This window comes from Ochrobactrum sp. RH2CCR150 (assembly GCA_014138095.1).
Lineage (GTDB): Bacteria > Pseudomonadota > Alphaproteobacteria > Rhizobiales > Rhizobiaceae > Brucella > Brucella gambitense.
Window position 1 is genome coordinate 25169 of sequence record JACGXE010000022.1, and the last position, 21367, is coordinate 46535.

Below are 21367 nucleotides of genomic sequence, written 5' to 3' on the forward strand. Positions count from 1 at the left end.
AAATTTCTGCAATCAATTCTGTGGTGCTGAAGGTGGAGCTTTATGCTCGTTGCGCGACCTCAAGGCGATGAACCAGAACAGCCCTGCGACAACGGCGCTGTGAGCCGCCATCGCTGCAAAGCCAAGAATGATCGGCGAAGGGCGCCCGTGATATCCGCCATCAAGCGCGACCATCACACAGCACACGAATAGCCCAAGTCCGGCACCGCCAAGGAGCACAGCCCTTAAGCTCAGCCACCCAAGATATCGGGCAACGAAGAATGCAGGTATTCCGAACATCAATGCGAGTGGATAGCTGAACATAATGATCGGGAAGCCGTGAAAGCCTCCCATGAGGATCATGTTCAGTACGCCCGATGCAAGAGGTGACAAAGCAAATCCCAGTATGATCCTTGCGGTACCTGTCACGCGCCCACCCCGGAGCATTCGTCCAGCAGCGATCTGAAAGCCAGCAGGACCGTGACGCAAACGATCAGCATCCCGCCACTGGGAATGAACGAAAAAGATGTAGCCTGTCTCAGAATGCCCATTCCTATACATACCAGGATTTGAACGCCGGCGACCGCAACTAGGATCGATCTGGATTCGCCACACGCCATCTCAGGCTGGGTAATTGAAATGAGCCGATAAAAGCCGTGGACGAAAAGCGGGATGAGGATGGCGGACAGTGCCAGAGCCGCCAGGTTCAGCAGCCAGGGCGTATCAGAGAACAATTTTGGGGCGAAGATCAGCGGGACGATGAACAGATAGCCGGCAACGGTACTGGCGAGAAATGGTGGCCAGAGCAGAAACGCCAGCGAAAGTTTTGGCGCTGCTTCACCACCCTTTCCTGATAACAGTGCGTTGGCGACAACGATCATCCAAACGGCCAGAAGGATGACAGGGGTGGCGATCAGCCAGTCCATGGCGGAAACCGCGCCAAAGCGCGTCAGTTCGATTGATGTGATGAGATCAAGCGGTAACGCGCCGAGAAGCGGGATCGCCAGAAGCAACCAGACGCCATTGCCCAAATTGGGGAAGCGCGCCATGTCGTTTAGCCAGATCAACACTGCGGTAGTGCCGACGAATGACACGATTCCGATACTCGTCGCTCCAGGAGATCGATCCACGAGGTCCATGGCCGCCAGCGCGCTCATCATGCCGTATCCCTGGATGGCAGTAAAAAGGAGGACAAGGGACTTGATGACTACGCTAATCCGAAAAGCATTTCCCGAAGAGGCAATCTGACAACGCGCCAAAGAAGGGAAGATCAGTTTCGCAATTTCCACATGGGCAAGCACAGTGAAGAGCGGCATGACCCCAAGCGCGAAGATTGAGAAACGCGCCAGCGTTCCGTTAGGAGAGTAAATCGCCTGCTCGGCCAGTACAGACGTATCGATACCAGGCAGGGGGATTTGCGAGGCGACAAGAACGACGATGACTGCTGCTGTGATCGGTACAACTGATTGCCATAACAAGGTCGCCGATCTATCTGGCGAAAGAGAATCAATACTCATACAGATTAGCTTACTCAATACTCGCCACATCTCAAAATTGGCCAGAATGTGCGAAGAGCCAGACGATCATTCTAGGTCGATATCTGCTTTGCCGAGCCATATGTGCTGAATTATTGTTGAATGCCATTAACATCGTTCGGCAGAAATTGGCGTTTGTTTTTTCCAGTTCCCCATCTTACTTTGGAGACCAGTCAATTTCGTCATGGATCGCGATTCAAGATGTTGGAAGATCAAGCAATATTGGCCGTTTCAAAATGAAGGATGGGACAATTGATGGAAGGAAATGAATGTCGAAACTATTGAGACTCTTCGTTTCTCTGGCAGTTTTTGGCGTTCTCGCTGTCACTCCAGTTTTGGCCCAGGAACAGCAGGAAAGCATCGTCTTATCCGTTTCACCGAAAATGGTGCGGTGGGCCGACGTCTATAAAGTACGACCGGAGCGAGCAGATGATCCTTATTATCATGTACGGGTCATTGAGCGGCAAAAGGACTGGAAAGTCTGGCAGTTCAATGAGCTGGTCTTTCATATGGCTGTAACTCCGAGTGCATTAGAAGCGAGCCGCATCGACAAGAAGGTGAAAATCTATAGCTACAAGGACGTGGAGATTCGTAGCGCGTATCATCGGTGGCTGGATGAGCCAGCAACACGGTCCGAAGTTCCCGTTTGCGATACTGATATTCTAAGCTGCATTAGAAAATTACCACCGCAATAAACGAGGAGCCGTCCATGCAAGGTTTGATCTATGGCACAGTTCTTTCCGCATTGCTCTGCAATGCGGTCACCGCCGCAGATACTGGCGGCGTCGCCTTTCAAAATGAACTGGCGGCATGCGTGACGGTCAAAGCCTCAGAAACTGAGACAAAAACGAACCTCGTTTCAGTCAAAACCAGTTTTCAATTATCCAAGCCAATTGGTGACTGCGGATGTTTCTCGGCGCGGGCAGCCTATATGAGCAGCGTCAATATAGGAGGTGCGCGAGAAGTATTGCAGCAAGGCGTCATCGTGATCAATAAGAATGCAACAAAGTCTCTTGTTCTCGCGAGCGAACCTGGACTGGCCGCCAATCGGGAAATCGAGGTCCAGTTGACTTGCGCAGGTCCAACATAGGTCAAAGCTTTTGCCACTTACTTTCAGTACTGCGCCGAAAAGGATCTGACGATGCTCAGAAAATTTGTTCTCCTGGCGATTTTTATAGCGACGACGTTCGGCGTGAGCGGGTTGATCAATGGCTGGCCGAAAACTGCGATAACTTGTGGCGTTATCGTGTGTTTTCTGATTGTAATCTTCTTTGCTTTCGAGAGCCTGGCGAGAAGACACTATATTGATAGTCAGAAATGAAAAAGACATTTCGTTTTGTTTTAACATATCACCGGCTATATTGGTAATATCTTCACATTCTCATAAGCTGATTTCATCAATGAACCTGATTGAACGCAGGATACGATCCATATTTGGCTTCAAATTCGAACGTGGTGCCGGCGGTCACGCTTGCCGGTATCGAGGAGGTATTTCTAGATTTTTTCAGAAGGCGGAGCAGGTGCGATGAGCAAGCTTACCCTCGAATCCTATGCCGACACATTCGGTGTGAGTGTGGAAGAATTCGCCCGGCGCTTCGACGCCAGCGATGAAGCCCGTTTTCATCGACATCGTGGACCGCTGCGGCCTCGACGGAGGTGGGCATAGATGCGGCGTAAGATGAAACTGCCGCCATTCCAGGTCTTTTTTCGGGATTCGGTAACCAGTGTGTTCCTCGTCATGACAACGCTTGCCGCCGTCGTGTTCAGTGGGATTTGGTACTTGTCACCGCTGTCGTTGGGTTTCGCAGAATGGCCTTCTGATCCGGCAAGACGTGATGTGGCCCTTACCCTTTTTGGGGTCTCTTACAAATTCGGCATACCGACGGTACTGATCGCACAAGTGTTTGCCATCGTTCTGGGAGCCAAAGGTTATTGGCGCATAGCGCTGGTCGTTCCTGCAGTGTCCCTTGGAGCATTTTCCCTCTGTGTGGGAACGGTGATTGCGTTACTGAATTGAAAACTATTCGATGCAGAGCGCAGATAACCAAAATACACAGGCGCTTTCCGGTGCCATATGACTGATAATCAATGCCAAATAACGAACAAAACCACAGCGATAAGCGATCGCACATTCACACCACTTCAGCTTCTGAAGAGGTGATCCATCCTAGCCTAATAAATATCTGGTAAAGAATCTCAACAACGAAGCAGTATCCGTATCCGAAAAGAACGCCAAATATGGCAACAAGAATAAACAAACCACCACTCTTGAGATCTGGATTCGTCATTTTCTCGATTAGAAACTGGATATATGCACTTGGAACAGCAATCGCGACGAAAATGAACGGAGATAGCCAGTAGAGGCGCTTTAACTGTTTTTCAGATGAAATGCGTCCGATGAGATAAAAGGCTATCGCGGCAAAAAACAAATATTCAAAGCCTGAGAACATAAGAGACAGCGCCAACCACGACGTGATCATGTTTGGTCCCGTTATCATGATCGAAAATGGTGCGATAATGGGTAGGGCTAATGAAAGTCTGTAAAACGTTTTGAAATGCATTCGACGCCTCCGGCGAGATGATTTGAATGATGCTTCTCATGAAGAAGCCGACAAGTTGCCCCGAGTAGCGCAAGTACAGGCATCTTTGTGGTTCTGTTGCAAACGTTTCGTCGATTAACTTTGATATAGGTTTATCGCTTTTCAAAAAACTGTATTATACTATATTCAAAGGTCGCCATTTCGGCAAATCCGTTATTATTCTACGCGTACGCTGTTACCTTGCTTACAAAGTGATAATTGCTAACTTGTAACCGTTTAGAACAGGTGGGGAATGTTCTTTAATTATCCTCAAATACTGCGTTATCGTCGGAAAGAAAGTCACTGGGGACGCTAGAGCATAATCCGACCGGAGTGAACGAGGATCGATAAGATTATGCTTGAAATATAAAAGCTTAGAGCGCCGATCTGATTCATTCAGATCGAAACGCGCTCTAAATCTGATGTTTCTGTATTCATAATTGAACCTCTAGCTTACATAGATGAAAGCGATTAATCGAATTCTTCGGATCCAATTTTATGTGCATTTTCGACCTATTTTGCGGCTTTCGTTGAATACATTTTCATAAAATGGGAGGATAGCTTAATCAGTAATCTACAATCGATTATTGACTTTTATCAATATTTATTATGAAATAATATTATTCTATTGATGCATATTTATTAGTATCAAGATAAACGTATGTAATTTACAAATAGTTTTAAAATTATTATATGTTTTGATAAAGTAATGATCTATTACAGAATTTCTGTAACTGAATAGTAACGTTTATTAAAGTAATAATTAAGAATGACATATGTTATATTGAATTTGTTATTTATAGACTGTCTGATTCGGTTGACCATGTGGGGATGAGTCGTTATCAACTTTGGAGATATTTTCAGTCAGGGAGATTTTGTACAGATGGCAGTAACCGGAAAATGTTTGGTAATGGGAGCATTTTTAGCGGCAGCAGCGGTGTTTTCAGGACCAGCACTGGCAGACACGGCATGCGACACAGATCGCACCATCGACATAGCAGAAATGACCTGGCCATCGGCAGCAGCCTTGGCGCATATCCATGCCGTTATCCTTGAGAAGGGGTTCGGTTGCAAAGTGGAGGTCGTTACCGGCGATACCGTGCCAACAGCTTCATCTATGCTATCGCGCGGCAAGCCAGCAATAGCACCGGAATTATGGACCAGTGTTATCAAGACCAATTGGGACAAGGGCCTGCAAGACGGCAAGGTCGTTGATCTGGGCAATGCCATTACAGACGGGACCGTGGAGGGTTGGTTCATTCCCCGTTATGTTCAGGAGGCTAATCCGGAATTGAAAAGTGCGAAGGATGTTATTGCTCGCCCTGACCTGTTCCCGGATCCAGAAGATTCCAGCAAGGGTCGCCTTTATTCTTGCCCACCGGGCTGGGCATGTGAACTTACAACCACTGCGCTCTTTAAGGCCTTCGATATGGAGAAGACATGGAACCTGTTTTCGGCGGGATCTGGCGGTGCCCTTGATGCATCGATCGCTCGCGCTTTCCTGCGTAAAGAGCCGATACTTTTCTATTACTGGGGACCAACCGCTGTGCTCGGTAAATTTGATACGGTACAGCTTGACCTTGGAGAAGCTAAACCGGATGTCTATGCTTGCAATACTGATCCCGATTGCACGAGCCCACCGGCTGTGACGGCCTACCCTTCGTCCCCGGCGGTCGTCGGTGCCGCTGCCTGGATAAAGGATGAGGCTCCGGTTCTTGCTGACTATTTCTCCAAGGTTGGGTTGACGAATGCTCAGATCAGCGAGCTTTTGGTTTTCGGCGACGAAAACAAGGCAGACGCGGCAGCCACGGCACTCAATTTTCTGAAGAGCAAGCCTGATGTTTGGAAAAAATGGGTGCCCGCCGACGTGGCAGAAAAAGTAGAGGCAAGTCTCAACTAAACCCTGCGTGCCGTACGTGAGGCCAACCAGTGCTGGGATCTCCATTGCGGGACGACCCCAGCCTTTGATAGAATAATTATTCAGATTGAAGTAGATGTTTCCTGATCTAATCGATACGAACCCTTGGCGGCGTGCTGTAGATAACGGCCTGAACTGGGTGGTCGCTAATTGGGGGGAGAGCTTTGAAGCCGGCGCCCGCCCACTATTGCTCTTGCTCAATGCGATCGAGAATCTTCTTCTTCTTACCCCGTGGTGGGTAATTATGATCATTCTGGTAGGTGTCGCCTGGCTCGCTACCCGACGTTGGCAGCTACCACTTGTGGTGTTAGTTTCCTTGTTTTTTCTAGGCATTATGGATCTTTGGCGGGACGCAATGGCCACAACCGCATTGATGCTTGCCGCGACGATCAGCGCAATAGTCATTTCGATACCGGTCGGTATCTGGATGTCGCGTTCTGCTTTGGTCCGTCAGATTATCATGCCAGTTCTCGATCTGATGCAGACATTGCCGAGTTTTGTCTACCTCATTCCTACTGTGATGATATTTGGGCCAGGCAAGATACCAGCTCTAATTGCCACAATTGTTTATGCGTCGCCACCTCTTGCTCGTCTGACGGATCTCGGGCTGCGTTCGGTCGACCCATCAGTTATGGAGGCAAGCAGGGCATTTGGAACAACGCCCATGCAACGACTTTTTGGTGTCCAGATACCGTTGTCTCTTCCGACGATTCTGGCGGGTGTCAACCAGACAACGATGATGGCGTTGGCGATGGTTGTAATTGCCTCAATGATTGGCGCAGGTGGCCTGGGTTACCAGGTATTGCAGGGAATCGGGCGGCTTGAAATTAGTCGAGGTTTGTTTGCGGGATTAGGTATCGTCGCCCTCGCGGTCATATTCGATCGCATCACCCAGGCTTTCGGGAGACGGCTGCAGACCAGTATCGGAGTGAGGGAGGTGCAGCCATGAACCAGGAAGCTGAAACAGATATGGCGATCCGGATCAGGGGTGTAACAAAGATTTTTGGTGATGATCCACAAAATGCCCTAAAACTGCTGAAGGAAGGAAAATCAAAGATCGAGGTGCATGCGGAGACGGGGCATGTGATAGGTCTCGATGATGTATCCCTTGATATTGCAAAGGGACAGATTTTTGTCGTGATGGGTCTTTCTGGTTCTGGGAAATCGACGCTTATACGTCACGTTAACCGCCTGATAGATCCCACTGCGGGGCAAATATTCGTCAATGGCGATGATGTCCTTTCGATGGACCAGAACGAACTCAGGCGGTTTCGGCGCAAAACGGTCACCATGGTGTTTCAGAAGTTTGGTCTTTTGCCCCATAGGTCAGTGATCGATAACGTCGCTTATGGGCTGCAAGTGCGTGGCATCGGTAAACAGGAGAGGCTTGAAGAGGCAAACAAGTGGATTGAAACGGTTGGGTTGGGTGGCTACCAAAATGCAAGACCGCGTCAGCTATCGGGCGGACAGCAACAACGGGTAGGACTTGCTCGCGCGCTTGCAATGAATACCGACATTATCCTGATGGATGAAGCATTCTCCGCCCTTGACCCACTGATCCGATCAGGGATGCAGGATGAGCTGATCAGTCTCCAAAAATCGCTGAACAAGACCATCTTGTTTATAACTCATGATTTTGATGAGGCTCTAAAGATCGGTGATCGCATTGCGGTCTTGAAAGATGGTTCTGTCCAGCAAGTCGGGAAGCCTGAAGAGATTGTACTTAAACCAGCCAATGAGCATATTGAGGAATTCGTCCGCGATGTGAACAAGGCGCGTGCAATCCATGTCCGGGCAATCATGACGCCATCTATCGATGAATCTTGCGACCATTTTGTTTCTGCGGATACCCGGTGCGAAGATGTCTTGCCGTTGTTTGCACAGCATGACCGGATCGGAATTACCAATGAAAAGGGAAAGCAGATTGGGCAGATCACCGTAAAACAGGTAATTACGGCTTTGGCGCGATTTAGCTAACCCCATCATATTTTGGGCTTTAAGTGGATTTTTCGCGCTCGGCTTAATTCTCATGTCCGGTTTAGCGTTGATTTGCTTGTCGCACTGGCTTTCCCTTTTCCGACGTTCGAACCGTCAGGCGCGGGGCTTTCATCAGGATAAGCGGTATCGCGAATGGCCAGCAAAAGAAGAAGGCCGTCTCAGGTTCATTGAATTGGCTTTCCAGCAAAGCGTGCTTTAAAAATCGCTGATTAATGGAAATCGGACTATGAGTGAAGGGCGCCCGCTCGAAAGCCATCGCCGCCAGATTGCAGCGATGGACATGGCGAATAGTCTGCGTGATGCCGATTCAGATCGGTCGAACGTTTTCTGCCTTGGCTTTGCCGGTCTTACGGTCCTGACCAATCTCATAGCTGACTTTCTGGCCATCTCGGAGTGATCCGCCTGCTTGTAACAAGCTGGAGACATGCACAAAAACATCACTGCCGCCATCGTCCGGCGTAATGAAGCCAAAACCCTTGTTCTGATTGAAAAATTTTACTGTACCAATTGCCATATGGATCCTCTGAGATGGAGCGACTTCGATTTGCCGATGGAGACTATTGAATGCGCAGTGGACGCGCAACTGCCCCGTATCGCGGCCGTCGGATCGATTGATCATTGAGCCAAACAGCCGCTGGCCATATAACCTGTATCAGTTCTTATGAGGAGGAGCATCCTTGAGTGTCAGTTTCCTGAATGGATCGGGCAGTTTGATATGTGACGGCGTTGTCGCCGGCCAGATTGAATTTAGTATTGCGGAGCCTGCCGACAGTCCGGATACGACCATGCGTGGAAAACTCTGGGGGAATAAGCTGGCTATTGCTGCGGCGATGGATGCGCAGAAAGTGGAACTGAAACCTTCCGATGCCCATGATCTCTTATCCCTGGATGTCGAGGATACTGATCGGCAGGGCGGCATGTCGTTCAGTGTCCTATAACAGGCTAGAGTTTGACGCGCCCATATTGTTATCCGTGCCGCCAGCATAATTGTCCAAATCCAATATATGTCGCAGCCTGTCGCGTCCAATTCTGTAGGAATGATCAGCTTTCGCCAGTCATTAAAGTCATTTTTCGCATAAGCAGGTGTCGATGACACACATATCATAACGACTTGCCAGTCAAAGAGCTTTGATTAAAATAGCAATTGCTGCCAATTATGATGTTTTGCGTTGAACGATGAGGAACTGTGCCTTTCAGTGAGCAAACTGAAGATAGAGAGTCGAAATTAAGAAGGGTTGGAATGCTTAATTTGCTTGGGTTCGAATTTTCCAGTTCCATTATTACCACGCTTGTTTCAGTTATTATTGCCATTCTGGCGATATATCTGGGACTGCGTTGGCTTAAGACCTTCTTTGTCATGACGCCCCAGCAGCACGTGAGAATTCTTGAAACGTTTGGCCGTTACACTGGCTATCGTAAAGCGGGTCTGTCGATCAAATTTCCTTGGCCATTTCAGCGCGCTCGCTCGCCGTTTTCCTTGCAGACGAAACAGATCTCTCTTCAGCTTGGCGTCAAATCCAAAGACAATGCCTTTGTTACCATGCCGATCAGCCTGCAATATCGGGTTATTCCTTCCGCGGTAGAGGCGGCCTTTTACGAGTTGCATAATCCCGAAGAGCAGATCGAATCCTACGTCGCAACAGATGCGCGCGCGGTCGCTGCGGCGAGAACATTCGACCAACTTTATACTGATCGCGACGAATTCACGCGCACTGTCCGTGAATCTCTGGACGAAGCTATCAATGCATATGGTTATGAGATCCGTGCCGTGTTGATTGATGACCCGCGGCCAACACCGGAGATGATTACAGCCTTCAACGAAGTGTTAGCGTCTCAACGCAGATTAGAAGCGGCACACAATGATGGAGAGGCTGAGAAAATAAAGCGGACCAAGAGTGCGGAAGCTTCTGCTGCTGCGATGTCAATTACGGCGCGGGGGATCGCAGCCAGTCGCAGCATTATCGCAGAAGGCAATGCGAGAGCCCTTGCCGCCTTTCGAGCAGATACGACACTGACTGATGCCGACGCCATGGAATTTATGATGGAAATCAACCGGCTTGAGGCGCTAAGAGACGCTGCGTCCCATGGAGGCAAAACAGTGTTGGTTACAGGAGATGCACATGGTGGAAATTATGAGACCAGAGCACTCTTAAGTGCGTTGGCAGATGGCGACGGACCGAAATCAGAAAAAGATGCGGGGCGGGAAACCGGTTTGATCGGCACCGTGAAACAGCAGGTTGCTCCGGTGACGACAAATGAGGCCAAAGACGAACGGATCAACAAGAAAAATGATTAGTAGTTCGGGTCAAAAGCTTCCTGAAACAGACGAAGTCATCAGGATTTTTGCACTGAGAAGAAGGCCCCTATTCAGATCATTGGTGGCTGTGTTCCTTTGCGCCATCTCCGCGGGACAAGCAGCTTCCGGCGATGCCGTCGAAATTGATTTGCAAAACGGACTATCGGCCTGCGTCGATCTGAAGCCCGGGCAGGTGAAGAGGCAGGCGAACATTGTTTCCTTCGACGCGAGGTTTAATTTGCACCGGTCTATCGGAGTGTGTGGATGCATGTCTGCATTGGTAAATTACACCGCCAGCGTGGACGTCAATGGCATACGCCAGAAACTGCAGCAAGGCATCATTTCGCTTGCACGAGAAGGCGATAGAACACTGATCCTCGCATCGGATCAGAATTTGATTGCCGGTAAAGATGTCCGTGTCGAACTGTCCTGCGCCGGGCCACTGTGACTGAATTGATTTTGCTGCACGAACGCTATCATGACGCAAGTTTTGACTAATTTTCCATCTCAGCGATCCAGATTCAACCTGGTCGCGCTTAAGTTGATGTAATGGTGCCCTGAATGAAAAATAGAACGTTTATAGCGGTCGTCATCGCGATTGCACTTGTCGGAATTAATGTCCCTGTGCGGGCCGACGGTTTCAAAATCCACGAGCTCACGCCCATCAAGCAAGAGTTCTGGTCAATTTTCGATGCCTTCGCGCATCATGCAGAAGAACCGACCAACTTTCGGATGTCCTGCTGCGGAACAGATGATGACCAGCATTTGATGATCGCTATCGATCGTCATGTCGACGAGCAGGGACAGGAAAACAGAACCGACGAAGGTTATCTCAAAGAGTTGGACGTCAGTTCCGAAAAAATCGGTTTCAAGATTGAGAAGATCGATGTGTCCCCTGCAATTGGACGACTTATCCGCCTTCCGAATGTAGGTGGCCTCAAGGGGGTGAATATTTTTGTCGTAGAAGCCGGAGACAGGCTCACAATCCAGTCGGCTGCGCCGACCGAAGAGACCGCTGAGAACAATGCACGGAAGGCCTTGGAAATAGCAAAGAAGTCCATCATTGGGCGATGAACCGGTATGGGTTAAGCGCGTTATTCAATTGTCTTCTGTTAAGTTTCAGCCCAGCTGTCCGGACGAAGATTTCGTAGATAGAAAACTGAAATCAAAAACAATGTCATTCTTCGCTTTAGCAATCACAGCGCTTGCAAACGATAGGCAGCTGCGAAAGCGGACAGGTCGTTGTGTACTTCAGTTACATTGCCGGCAGATCGCAGTTCGATGCGATCATCAGTGTGGGTGCAAACATCAATGATTGCCTCACCGAGAGCAAATGCGTCAAAGGAAGCGTTAAGTAGCTTGCCGCCACCTTCATTCAGGGCTTGTATCGCTTTGGAGAGCCCTAGCCTAGAGATAGGCCAGATCCGAGCGGTGCACGCAGGGTGTTTCCCCATACCTGCGTTGATCAGATAACGCAGGTTCGGCGTCCTGATGTCAGTCGCGGGTCACGGACAGGACTCGCTGAACAGCTCGCGGGTTGTTCTTCCGGTATCTGAAACACCAAATTATTCACTAGGTCATGACTATACGCATACGTGTCCATATAGCGGTAAGAGCAATCAGACGACTTTGTCGATGAGTTTTTGAAGAAAATGGTTTGCCGCCTCTATTTCTCGCGCGTCAAATTCGTCAAACAAAGATTGATGGATGCTGTCAAGGATTGTCCGCATGCGCACAACCATACGTTCTCCCTCAGCCGTCAGCCAAATTCTGTTAGCGCGCCGGTTCGTTTCGTCGACCGCTCTATGGACGAGTTGAAGCTCCTCCAGCAAGTCGATTATCCGTACAAGTGAAGGTGCCGTCATTCCTATCTGCGTAGCGATATCAATCTGTCGTGCGCCATCCCCCACTTGTGCAATCCAGAAAAGGCAGGATGCGACAGTAGGGTCCAGCCCGATTTCGCTGAATGCCTGTTTTTCGAGGGAGCGAAGTACGGTTCCAGAAAAAAGTATATTTGCTGCGAGATTTCTCAGGGAAATGTTTTTTGCATCAAAAGAATCCATGTTCATACTTCTTGTCAATTGACAGCTTTGAAAGAATTTTGGGAAAACTACGCTCGAAGTGGATATTCTTACATCATGACAGGAGCGTATTTATTCACAATATTTTGAATTCTGAATGAAATCTTAGCGTGATAATTATATGATAGTTTAATATGTTATATATAATAAATTTATCTAATAAAATACCACTTTATGAATATTCCATAATAAATATTTGGTATCATTGTTGACACAATATCCAAGGATAGCGGTTTTAATAATATTATTTATATTGAGTTTAATTATGTACTGAGAGATAGGTGGGTTGTTAAAAGTCCACGCTGAATCGAGGCAACTCTTATGAAAATCAAGACTGTTCTGATCTCTTCAGCAGCTACGATGATTTCCTTCTCATCTTATGCTGCCGACGCAATCGTCGCGCCGGAGCCTGAAGCCGTTGAATATGTGCGCGTTTGCGACGCTTACGGCGCTGGCTATTTCTACATCCCGGGCACAGAGACCTGTCTGCGTATCCACGGTTATCTGCGTTACGACGTCAAGGGTGGTAATAATCCATATTCCGGTACGGATCGTGACGGCTGGGACAAAAGCTTCCGCTTTGCGCTTCGTACCTCTACAGCTTCCGAGACCGAACTGGGCACTTTGAAGACGTTCACTGAAACGCGCTTCAATTACTCCGCAAACAACTCGGGAACCGACGGCGTCTATGGTGATACCAATTCGGATGTCGTCATGCAGTTCGCCTACATCGAACTGGGCGGTCTGAAGGTGGGTATCGATGAATCCGAATTCCACACGTTTACGGGATATCTCGGCGATGTCATCAACGATGACGTTGTCTCCCCGGGTGCGTACCGTACGGGCAAGATCTCGTACACCTTCACCGGTGGTAACGGTTTCTCGGCTGTCCTTGCACTTGAAGAAGGTGGCGATAACGATGGCGGTTATGCCAATCCGTTCGGCCACGATTACGTAATAGATGGCTACATGCCGCATGTTGTTGGCGGCCTGAAATATGCAGGTGGCTGGGGGTCGATTGCCGGTGTCGTCGCTTATGACTCAGTTATCGAGGAATGGTCCACAAAGGTGCGCGGCGACGTTAATGTCACCGATCGGCTCTCTCTTTGGCTTCAGGGTGCCTACTCATCCGAAGAGAACCCGGACCAGATGTACGGTCAATGGGGTGGCGAATGGGCCGTCTGGGGTGGTTTGAAGTTTAAGGCAACTGACAAGGCTACCTTTAACCTGCAGGGTGCGCATGACGACTGGGGCAAAACAGCGGTAGCCGCAAATGTGGCATATGAAATCGTTCCCGGTTTCACGATTACACCTGAAGTCACCTACACAAAGTTTGACGACAAGTGGAAAGACTACGAAGCCGTCTACAACGGCAACAATGTTGACGATGCCTGGGGCGGCACGATCCGATTCCAACGCTCGTTCTAAGTTACAAACACGTGATCGCTAATTGATCGCGTGTTTCAAGCAATAACTTGACATAGAGAGTTGATGCTTAAATAATTATCAAGTGATAATCTGATCTCCAGTCAAGATTACATCACTAAAGACAGCGGCAGATTAATTCTGCCGCTGTTTTGATTTATTATAGTTTTCATGTGAAATCATTTATTATTGAATTATTTCAAATATTCTCGGAAATCGGCGTTATATTCGCAATCAATATTGCCCGTTCTGCTCCCTGCCAGCGGAGAATCAAAACCACAAGGGTTCAATTGGGATAGCGCGTTGAGCGTTGGGCAGTTAGCAAGGCAATCACTGGCCACAGGTTCCAGTGATTAAGAAAAACGGGCGACCCGCATCAGCAAGATCACCCGTTCAAGTGATTTGTTGTGCAGCTGGCAATGAGCTTCCGGTTTTAAGACTTACCGAGCCGCTTGCGCAGTTCGGCGTTTTCTGCTCGTAGCTTACTGGCCAGTTCCTTGCGCAGTTTTAGATTTTCAGCTTCGAGCGTCACCAGAGTCTTCAGATCATCACCTGAAGGCGCCCTTGCCGCTGTGGGCGCTGCCTTTTCTGCAGCGTTCTTCCAATTATAATAGGTCTGTTCACTGACTTCCGCTTGCTGCAATGCAGCTTTCAGAGTGACCTTTCCCCCTTTTGTTGCTTTTTCGATAGAAGCGAGGAGGGCGGCACGCAGCTCGGGACTATATCTCTTGACCGTGCGTTTTGCTGGCTGTGTTACAATGGTTTCAGCCTTCGCGGCAGCTTTAGGCGCTTTGGCAGGTTTGGTGCCGACCTTTGTCGCCGTTGAAGGAGAAACAACGCTAGTCTTTGCTGGTTTTGGCACGGCTTTTTTCCGGGGAGCGCGTGTTTTTGGCATGTCACCGACAGGTTCAGCAGCATTGATTGCAGTTGCAGCTGGTTTTGCATCGGTAATTGTTTCATCAGCCATGTTGAGTTTCTCCTGTGCTGGCGTAAGGGCAGTTACTTATTTCTGGAATATACAGATCAACGCTTAATGTGGAAATAAAGTCGTGTAGTTCATGGGGACTTTACGAAAGAGCTTTTTCTGAGAGGCTGTTGTCACAATTGAATGCAGTGCTGAACATTGAAAAACAGGCTGGAAATCGATAGGTAGCGTCAAGCGCTCTTCTCACCCCCTTCGGTCATATTTCATTGGAAAGCCATTCACGGATGAAGAATCCAGTTCGCAATGTTATCGTCGAATATAAGAACAAGCGTGCCCGGAGGGGGAACGCATCCTTGTGGGGAGATCTGGATTTGAAGTCGATCGCCCGGGAAGTTGAAGCGGATTCGCCGCAATCTCCGATAGATGTTCAGGCAGAAGCTCAGTTCCCCGAACCCATGAACGACAAAGCTGAGACAGACGACCTGGAAGTCGTGCCGCTGATCGCGGCTACCACTGAAACCGTTGCGGACGAGCGAGAGATTTCTGTCATTGATGCGGTCGAGCCAGAAAAAGAGCTGATCGCGCCCATTGCGGTCCAAAAGCCAGAAATTACCGAAGAAATTGTTGTCAGAAAGAAAAAACGCTCTGTTCGGCACAGCGTGAAGAAGGTTGCTCGAAAGAAAGAGAAAATTGCGATACCTCCGGTCGCAGAGCCAGACAGCCGCTCCGAACTACTGTCCCTCGAGAACGAGAATGCGTCTCTCAAGCGCGAACTGCTTGCGAAACTGCGCGCAGAAAATGATGCCTTGTTCGCGCTGCTCAGACGAGCCGATCTGCGGGCCACCCACAGTAGATAGGTCCGTTTTATTCAGGCCTGCATGTTCATTGGCCCGACGGCGACCTGGCTGAAACTGGCATGAAGCAATACCAACCGCGTGTTCTGGTCATTTGGGTGTGTCCGGTTTATCGTCGCCAAGGCTGTCGCATGTTGGGAAGCAGGCAACACCAAGTCCTTTTTGGCGCGAACGGGGAGGTTGATTGACAATGAAATCATGGAGTGAGCGCCTCGTTGCGGGACTGAAGAACTGGCGATCGCGCAACAACGACACCGGGGCGGATGCAACACTTGGTGTACAAAGCCCAGCTGATATGACTCCAGAGCGATCTGATGACGGTTCAAAGGCAAAAATGTCGATTAAGGTCACGGTGGAAGACTTTGAAGGAACAGGCGTTGATGCAAATCCGCAGACAAAACCGACACCCCCACTTGAAACTTCCCCAGTGCCTGCGAACGAAGTGCAGCCGCCTGAGGCATCGTCAAGTCAGCCGGAGCCGACGCACGAGGCGGCGAATGAGCCTTCCGCTTCATCATCTGATTCAAAACCGACGCAAAATCTGTCCCGGGGAAGATCATCAAAGTCCAAGGATGGATTGATGGCAGGCAGGGACCTGGCGGTGTCGGACGGGGACACAGCTAACGAAGCGGCTGAGAACAAAAGCGTCATCAGCGAGAGGAAGTTGCAGCCCGATCATGAATTGCAGAAGTTCACCATCAACACGACCCCGGCAAAAGAGCTTGAAGAAGCAGATGGCAACGCATCCATCGGGGCCGAGCCAGGAAACCCATCGGAAGCGTTAGCGCCGTTCAAGGGAGAGAATGCACTTCACGAACCGTCCAGTGGTGCGGAGCCACCGAGAATAGAGCAGGCGACAGACAAAGATGCGGCGATACCTGGGGCGCCCATGTTGCCGCAAATGCGCTCCCGTGATCGAAAGCCCAAAGCTACTGATGAACTGGTGACCGACGAAATGCTCGCAGAACTTGAAGCGGAAAACGCCCACCTTAAGCGCCTTCTCCGTGAAAAGCTGAGTGCGGCACAGGATAATTCTGAGAATTGAACTAAGGGTCGCGTGCGACATCGCCAGACTACCGTCGAACGATTTTGAACATAAGGAATTGTGATGGCTGTTACATTGTTGCATGGAACCGGTAATCTTGTCTGCGACGACGTGGATGCGGGCCGGGTCGAATTCAGCATCGCCAGTCCGGCTGATGGGCCGGACATGACAAGACGTGGAAAGGTCTGGGGCAACAGGCAGGCGATAGCTGCCTCGATGGATTGGGGTGGTTTGCGGGAGGGGGCGGAATCCTACGCTAAGGTTTCGGCCAACGATATTCACCGGTGAGATTGATGTGTTCCCAACCGAGCGGCGAGACATGGGCCAGTAGATCGGGTGATAATGGCTTTCCGGCTCGTTTCTGGTTGGCGACGACTTCGCCGAGCTTCATGGTGTTCCAGAAGATGATGATGGCGGCGAGCAGGTTCATGCTGGCAATACGGTAGTGCTGCCCTTCCGCTGAACGGTCGCGGGTTTCGCCTCGCCGATGGAAGCTGATAGCCCGTTTCAGCGCGTGACGCGCTTCGCCTTTGTTGAGACCGATCTGGGCGCGGCGTTGCAGATCGGCATCCAGAATCCAGTCGATCATGAACAAGGTCCGCTCGACGCGGCCAACCTCCCGCAAGGCTGTGGCCAGTTCGTTTTGCCGCGGATGGGAGGCAAGTTTGCGCAGGATCTGGCTTGGCGCAACGCTTCCGGCTGCAATGGTGACGGCGATACGCAGGATGTCAGGCCAATTGCGTTCGATCATGGCCTGGTTGATCTTGCCTCCGATTAAAGGGCGCAGATGCGCTGGTGCTGTCGATGGATTGAACGCATAGAGCCGTTTGGATGGCAGATCCCGGATACGAGGAGCGAACCGGTAGCCGAGAATGGCGCATGCAGCAAAGACGTGATCGGTGAAGCCTCCCGTGTCAGCGAACTGCTCGCGGATATGACGGCCAGCATCATTCATGAGCAGGCCGTCAAGGATATAGGGGGCTTCACTAGCTGTCGCGGGGATCATCTGGGTTGCGAACGGTGCGTATTGATCCGAGACGTGGGTGTAAGCCTTCAGACCCGGCGTATTGCCGTATTTCGCGTTGACCAGGTTCATGGCCTCGCCTTGCTCTGTCGCCGCGAAGAATTGCCCGTCGCTTGAGGCCGATATACCCGCGCCCCAGAATTGCGCCATAGGTAACGCCGCCTGCGCCTCGACCACCATGGCCAGCGCCCGGTCGTAGGCCTCGCCCTCGACATGCCACCGCCCAATGCGGATCAATTCCCAGAAAGTGTGGGTATTGGTGGCATCTGCCATCTTCCGAAGGCCGAGATTGATCCCCTCCGCGAGAATGACGTTCATCAGTCCAATCCGATCGGCGCAGGGCGCTCCCGTGCGTAGATGGGTGAACGCGTCGCAGAAACCGGTTGCAGCTTCCACCTCAAGCAGGATGTCGGTAATCCGCGTAGACGGGACCTGCTTGTAGAGATCGAGAACCATATCCTCGGCACCAGACGGCGCGGTGGCTTCGAGCTTCTCGATATGCAGGACGCCGTTCTCGATGGACCCACCGGGAATTGTGCCCGCGCGTGCGGCGCGACCAAGCTCGCTTAACCGTATTTCGAGCCGGGCTTGCCGGTCCGTCAGCCATTCCTCCGGCCGCAATGGCACAGCCAGGCGACCGCTTTCGGCCAGCGCCTGCGCCGGTACGAGTGCGTGTTTCAAATCACCATAGCGCCGGGACCTGGCCAACCAGATATCCCCGGAGCGGAAGGCATCGCGCAGATGGAACAGGACTGCGATTTCCCAGAAGCGAGTATCGCCGACCACCTGTGTACGAAGATGACGATGCCATTTCGAGCTCGGCCGCAAAAAGGCCGTATGCGCGGCATTGTTCAAGCCAGTGCGTAGGGCCGTAACCGCTTCCAGAAGCGGCTGTGCAACCGGCGCAGCCCGGAGATCAAGCAGGCGCAACATGCGAGAAGCATAGCGGCGGAAACGGTGATAGCCGTCCAGCACATGGTTGAGGGGATCGTCCGCCATAGTGGCGGTCAGCCTGGCTGCCATCGTGACAAGGGTTTTGAAGCCGTCCCAGCCTGATCCGCTTGCGATAACGTCGTCCAACGGCTGTCCGTCATCCTGTGCATCGACCAGGGCTCCGCCGATTTCGGCGAAAGATTTCAGAGTGTCGCGCACGGCGTTTGCTTCGTCGGCGATCTTCGCCTGGCAAATCCGTTCCGACGCCCGGTAGAGCCTGCCGACGATCCGGTCATGGGTTTCGACCACGGCGTCGGCAAGCATTGCCTGCCATTCCGACGCGCAGACGGCCAGAATTGCAAGCCGCCTGTCCTCCGGAAGATCGCGCATGCCGTCAGCATAATATCGTTCGCCTTGTCGACGCAGACGTGTCACGCGATGAGCAGGAACACCAGCCAGCAAATCTTCGGGGAAAACGATGCGTCGAAGGTATTCTATCCGGTCGAGCAGCCGGTTGGCAGACGATGAGTTCGAGCCTGGCTCGAACTGCCGCAACCAGACGAACCGAGTTACCCGGCCGTCAACGGTATCTTCGAGCAGCGCTAACAACGGCTTCCTGATTTCTTGCGACAAGCGACCGGCAATTCTTGTCTCAATCTGTCGTTCAGCATCAACCAGAGCCATTGCGCAAAGCCGCTCGATCGTCGATGTCGCGGGCAGAACTGTGTGCGTGCGACGGCATTCGGTCACGAAGCGAATGGCAATATCCTCGTTCGACACAGCGATCTCGGCTTCGCGGAACAACCATTCCTTCAGATCACGCGCACCACGTCCAGAGAAGGTGCGGAATCCATAGAGGGCCCGCAGCTCGGAAAGATGCTCGTGCCGCGTCTCCTCACGGGTAGCATATTCGACAAGATCGTCGGCATGGAGGCCGAGCTGCGCTCCGATAAATTCGATAACCTCTGCCGGTATCAGTTCACCCGGAGCCAACACCCGGCCGGGATAGCGGAGGGCGCACAGTTGCAGGGCGAAGCCGAATCTGTTGTGAGCGCGCCGTCGTTGCCTGATGTGGCCGAGATCCTCATCGCTAAGAGTATAGTGCTTCAGCAAATCCGCTTGCGAGGTCGGCAGGCGCAACAGTGCATCCCTTTGCCGATCCGTGAGAGTGACGCGACGCGGCATTTAAGTTCCTTTTTCAAAATTTGGTCATGTTTAAGAAGCTTTGTTTATGAAGCTGGTTGAGATACAATTCTAGTCAACAAAACATTCGCGTCCGATACACCGCCTCAAACCACCGTTTGTGAAACAGGGAAATTCAGGCAATGAAGCAACGTGACCCGGATGAGAACGGCTGGCTTAGTTCTTCTCAATCGTGGATCGACAGAATGCCCGATGCGGGCGATTTCGCGCGCGAGTTCATCCTCGACAAGCCGATGCTGGAGCGATCCAAATTGTCGGGCGCAGCAAAAATGTTGGATATCGGCTGCGGCGAAGGGCGATTTTGCCGTATGGCAAAGAAGATCGGTATCGATGCTGTCGGAATTGACCCAATTGAACCGTTTATTGAAAGAGCACGAAACCGTGATCCAGCTGGTAAATATCTCAACGCTTTTGCCGAGAAATTGCCTTTCGATGATGAAGAGTTCGACCTCGCAGTATTCTACCTGAGCCTTATCGACATTGACGACTTGCACACGGCGGTTCGAGAAGCCACGCGCATTCTCAAGCCCGGCGGAAGAATTCTGATCGCAAACCTGACTAGTTTCTTCACTTCCAATGGCACACTTGGTTGGATCAAAGGCGAAGACGGTCGTGCGTACCATCCTCTTGGAAACTATTTTAGTGAACAGGCAGAGTGGTTTGAATGGGATGGCTTGCGGGTGCGAAACTGGCACCGCCCCTTGAGCACTTACATGTCTGTATTGCTTGGCGAAGGCCTGAAACTGACATTCTTCGATGAACCGAGACCATCCAGCGGTCCACCCGACAGGGTGCAAAGGTATCTCACGACGCCATTCACCATGATTATGGAATGGCGAAAATGTTAATCGGCTATGGGCGCATTTCCAAAGCTGATGGGTCTCAGTCGCTCGACCTGCAACACGATGCCTTGAGCGCTGCCGGGGTTGACCACCAGAATATCTATGAAGATCGTGCTTCCGGCAGCCGAGAAGATCGTCCCGGCCTAACGGCATGTCTTAAATCGCTACGTGCCGGCGATGTGCTGATAGTCGGGAAACTCGACCGCCTCGGGCGCTCGCTTGCCCATCTGGTCAACATTGTGAAGGATTTGTCTGATCGCAATATCGGTTTGCGGGTGCTGACCGGAAAGGGTGCTCAGATCGACACCACAACCGCATCAGGCCGCATGGTCTTCGGCATTTTCGCAACTTTGGCCGAGTTTGAGCGTGACCTGATCCGCGAGCGAACCATGGCCGGTCTTACTGCTGCAAGGGCGCGCGGTCGCAAAGGGGGGCGAAAATTTGCCCTCACCAAAGCACAGGTCCGTCTCGCCCAGGCCGCCATGGCGCAGCGCGATACTTCCGTTTCCGATCTCTGCAAGGAACTTGGGATCGAGCGTGTTACTCTCTATCGCTATGTCGGCCCAAATGGCGAGCTAAGGGAATACGGTAAGCGCGTTCTCGGCTTAACGTAGGATTTCGCCCCCTCCCGCAAACGACCCCATGATCCTGAAGCCGCCAAACTTGCCATGCAGCAAGATGTGCGATGGAGCTACGAGCTCGTTGCTGAGCAGGAGAGAGCTGAAAGCCG

24 protein-coding genes are annotated in these 21367 nt (G+C 51.1%); 16 read left to right on the forward strand and 8 right to left on the reverse strand.

Annotated features, from left to right (window positions below):
* Positions 1-12: 12 nt before the first annotated feature.
* Together FHW03_RS24375 and FHW03_RS24380 are read right to left on the reverse strand one after the other, a co-directional pair.
* Positions 13-408 (reverse strand): hypothetical protein, encoded by a 396-nt coding sequence (locus tag FHW03_RS24375; RefSeq protein WP_377515666.1) that lies wholly within the window; start codon positions 406-408, stop codon positions 13-15.
* Positions 405-1496, reverse strand: coding sequence for a preprotein translocase subunit SecY (locus tag FHW03_RS24380; RefSeq protein WP_377515668.1), 1092 nt, complete (start codon positions 1494-1496; stop codon positions 405-407). The genes FHW03_RS24375 and FHW03_RS24380 overlap by 4 nt, the downstream gene beginning before the upstream one ends.
* Positions 1497-1783: 287 nt before the next feature.
* Between FHW03_RS24380 and FHW03_RS24385 the strand changes: the two genes are divergently transcribed.
* A complete protein-coding gene (locus tag FHW03_RS24385) occupies positions 1784-2209 on the forward strand; it encodes a DUF5086 domain-containing protein (protein WP_182523021.1) in 426 nt (141 codons plus the stop codon).
* A 14-nt stretch (positions 2210-2223) separates the two neighbouring features.
* Positions 2224-2604, forward strand: coding sequence for a DUF2195 family protein (locus FHW03_RS24390; protein WP_182523022.1), 381 nt, complete (start codon positions 2224-2226; stop codon positions 2602-2604).
* 414 nt (positions 2605-3018) lie between these two features.
* On the opposite strand, the gene FHW03_RS26175 is transcribed toward FHW03_RS24390, so the two are convergent.
* The gene (locus FHW03_RS26175; RefSeq protein ID WP_377515670.1) at positions 3019-3144 is read right to left on the reverse strand and encodes a hypothetical protein; all 126 of its coding nucleotides are present in this window, start codon (positions 3142-3144) and stop codon (positions 3019-3021) included.
* A gap of 36 nt (positions 3145-3180) precedes the next feature.
* Between FHW03_RS26175 and FHW03_RS24395 the strand changes: the two genes are divergently transcribed.
* Positions 3181-3531 carry a hypothetical protein gene (locus FHW03_RS24395; RefSeq protein ID WP_182523023.1) on the forward strand — a complete coding sequence of 117 codons (351 nt, stop codon included), beginning with the start codon at positions 3181-3183 and terminating at the stop codon, positions 3529-3531.
* A 115-nt stretch (positions 3532-3646) separates the two neighbouring features.
* Here the strand turns inward: FHW03_RS24395 and FHW03_RS24400 are convergent, their stop codons facing one another.
* Positions 3647-4075, reverse strand: coding sequence for a hypothetical protein (locus FHW03_RS24400; RefSeq protein WP_182523024.1), 429 nt, complete (start codon positions 4073-4075; stop codon positions 3647-3649).
* 901 nt (positions 4076-4976) lie between these two features.
* On the opposite strand from FHW03_RS24400, the gene FHW03_RS24405 reads away from it, so the two are divergent.
* The 3 genes from FHW03_RS24405 to FHW03_RS24415 all read left to right on the forward strand — a co-directional run bounded on the left by FHW03_RS24405 (position 4977) and on the right by FHW03_RS24415 (position 7988).
* Positions 4977-5993: a glycine betaine ABC transporter substrate-binding protein gene (locus FHW03_RS24405; RefSeq protein WP_377515673.1), complete on the forward strand. Its 1017-nt coding sequence runs from the start codon at positions 4977-4979 to the stop codon at positions 5991-5993.
* Between the two features lie 94 nt (positions 5994-6087).
* Positions 6088-6960: a proline/glycine betaine ABC transporter permease gene (locus FHW03_RS24410; protein ID WP_182523025.1), complete on the forward strand. Its 873-nt coding sequence runs from the start codon at positions 6088-6090 to the stop codon at positions 6958-6960.
* On the forward strand, positions 6957-7988 hold the full coding sequence (locus FHW03_RS24415; protein WP_377515675.1) for a glycine betaine/L-proline ABC transporter ATP-binding protein: 1032 nt from the start codon (positions 6957-6959) through the stop codon (positions 7986-7988). The genes FHW03_RS24410 and FHW03_RS24415 overlap by 4 nt, the downstream gene beginning before the upstream one ends.
* 328 nt (positions 7989-8316) lie before the next feature.
* Here the strand turns inward: FHW03_RS24415 and FHW03_RS24420 are convergent, their stop codons facing one another.
* Entirely contained in the window at positions 8317-8523 is a 207-nt protein-coding gene (locus FHW03_RS24420) for a cold-shock protein (RefSeq protein ID WP_182523026.1), read from the reverse strand.
* Between the two features lie 163 nt (positions 8524-8686).
* Between FHW03_RS24420 and FHW03_RS24425 the strand changes: the two genes are divergently transcribed.
* The 4 genes from FHW03_RS24425 (at position 8687) to FHW03_RS24440 (ending at position 11379) form a co-directional block, all read left to right on the forward strand.
* On the forward strand, positions 8687-8947 hold the full coding sequence (locus FHW03_RS24425) for a hypothetical protein (protein ID WP_182523027.1): 261 nt from the start codon (positions 8687-8689) through the stop codon (positions 8945-8947).
* Between the two features lie 302 nt (positions 8948-9249).
* Positions 9250-10305 (forward strand): SPFH domain-containing protein, encoded by a 1056-nt coding sequence (locus FHW03_RS24430; protein WP_182523028.1) that lies wholly within the window; start codon positions 9250-9252, stop codon positions 10303-10305.
* Complete coding sequence (locus FHW03_RS24435; protein ID WP_182523029.1) at positions 10298-10753, forward strand: DUF2195 family protein; 456 nt, start codon at positions 10298-10300, stop codon at positions 10751-10753. Before FHW03_RS24430 ends, FHW03_RS24435 begins: the two co-directional genes overlap by 8 nt.
* A gap of 113 nt (positions 10754-10866) precedes the next feature.
* The gene (locus FHW03_RS24440) at positions 10867-11379 is read left to right on the forward strand and encodes a hypothetical protein (RefSeq protein ID WP_078340274.1); all 513 of its coding nucleotides are present in this window, start codon (positions 10867-10869) and stop codon (positions 11377-11379) included.
* Between the two features lie 545 nt (positions 11380-11924).
* On the opposite strand, the gene FHW03_RS24445 is transcribed toward FHW03_RS24440, so the two are convergent.
* The gene (locus FHW03_RS24445) at positions 11925-12368 is read right to left on the reverse strand and encodes a MarR family winged helix-turn-helix transcriptional regulator (protein ID WP_182523030.1); all 444 of its coding nucleotides are present in this window, start codon (positions 12366-12368) and stop codon (positions 11925-11927) included.
* Positions 12369-12707: 339 nt separating this feature from the next.
* Here FHW03_RS24445 and FHW03_RS24450 point away from each other — a divergent pair, with 339 nt between their 5' ends.
* The gene (locus tag FHW03_RS24450; RefSeq protein ID WP_182523031.1) at positions 12708-13814 is read left to right on the forward strand and encodes a porin; all 1107 of its coding nucleotides are present in this window, start codon (positions 12708-12710) and stop codon (positions 13812-13814) included.
* A 430-nt stretch (positions 13815-14244) separates the two neighbouring features.
* On the opposite strand, the gene FHW03_RS24455 is transcribed toward FHW03_RS24450, so the two are convergent.
* On the reverse strand, positions 14245-14778 hold the full coding sequence (locus FHW03_RS24455; protein WP_182523032.1) for a transposase: 534 nt from the start codon (positions 14776-14778) through the stop codon (positions 14245-14247).
* Positions 14779-15020: 242 nt separating this feature from the next.
* Here FHW03_RS24455 and FHW03_RS24460 point away from each other — a divergent pair, with 242 nt between their 5' ends.
* The 3 genes from FHW03_RS24460 (at position 15021) to FHW03_RS24470 (ending at position 16923) form a co-directional block, all read left to right on the forward strand.
* A complete protein-coding gene (locus FHW03_RS24460; RefSeq protein WP_182523033.1) occupies positions 15021-15593 on the forward strand; it encodes a hypothetical protein in 573 nt (190 codons plus the stop codon).
* Between the two features lie 181 nt (positions 15594-15774).
* A complete protein-coding gene (locus FHW03_RS24465; RefSeq protein WP_182523034.1) occupies positions 15775-16635 on the forward strand; it encodes a hypothetical protein in 861 nt (286 codons plus the stop codon).
* 63 nt (positions 16636-16698) lie between these two features.
* Positions 16699-16923, forward strand: coding sequence for a hypothetical protein (locus tag FHW03_RS24470; RefSeq protein ID WP_182523035.1), 225 nt, complete (start codon positions 16699-16701; stop codon positions 16921-16923).
* Here the strand turns inward: FHW03_RS24470 and FHW03_RS24475 are convergent.
* Positions 16892-19777 (reverse strand): Tn3 family transposase, encoded by a 2886-nt coding sequence (locus FHW03_RS24475; protein WP_182523036.1) that lies wholly within the window; start codon positions 19775-19777, stop codon positions 16892-16894. The genes FHW03_RS24470 and FHW03_RS24475 overlap by 32 nt on opposite strands.
* Before the next feature lie 140 nt (positions 19778-19917).
* Here FHW03_RS24475 and FHW03_RS24480 point away from each other — a divergent pair, with 140 nt between their 5' ends.
* Both FHW03_RS24480 and FHW03_RS24485 read left to right on the forward strand, forming a co-directional pair.
* On the forward strand, positions 19918-20643 hold the full coding sequence (locus FHW03_RS24480; RefSeq protein WP_210277415.1) for a methyltransferase domain-containing protein: 726 nt from the start codon (positions 19918-19920) through the stop codon (positions 20641-20643).
* Positions 20637-21251 (forward strand): recombinase family protein, encoded by a 615-nt coding sequence (locus tag FHW03_RS24485; RefSeq protein WP_182523045.1) that lies wholly within the window; start codon positions 20637-20639, stop codon positions 21249-21251. Before FHW03_RS24480 ends, FHW03_RS24485 begins: the two co-directional genes overlap by 7 nt.
* Positions 21252-21367: the final 116 nt, after the last annotated feature.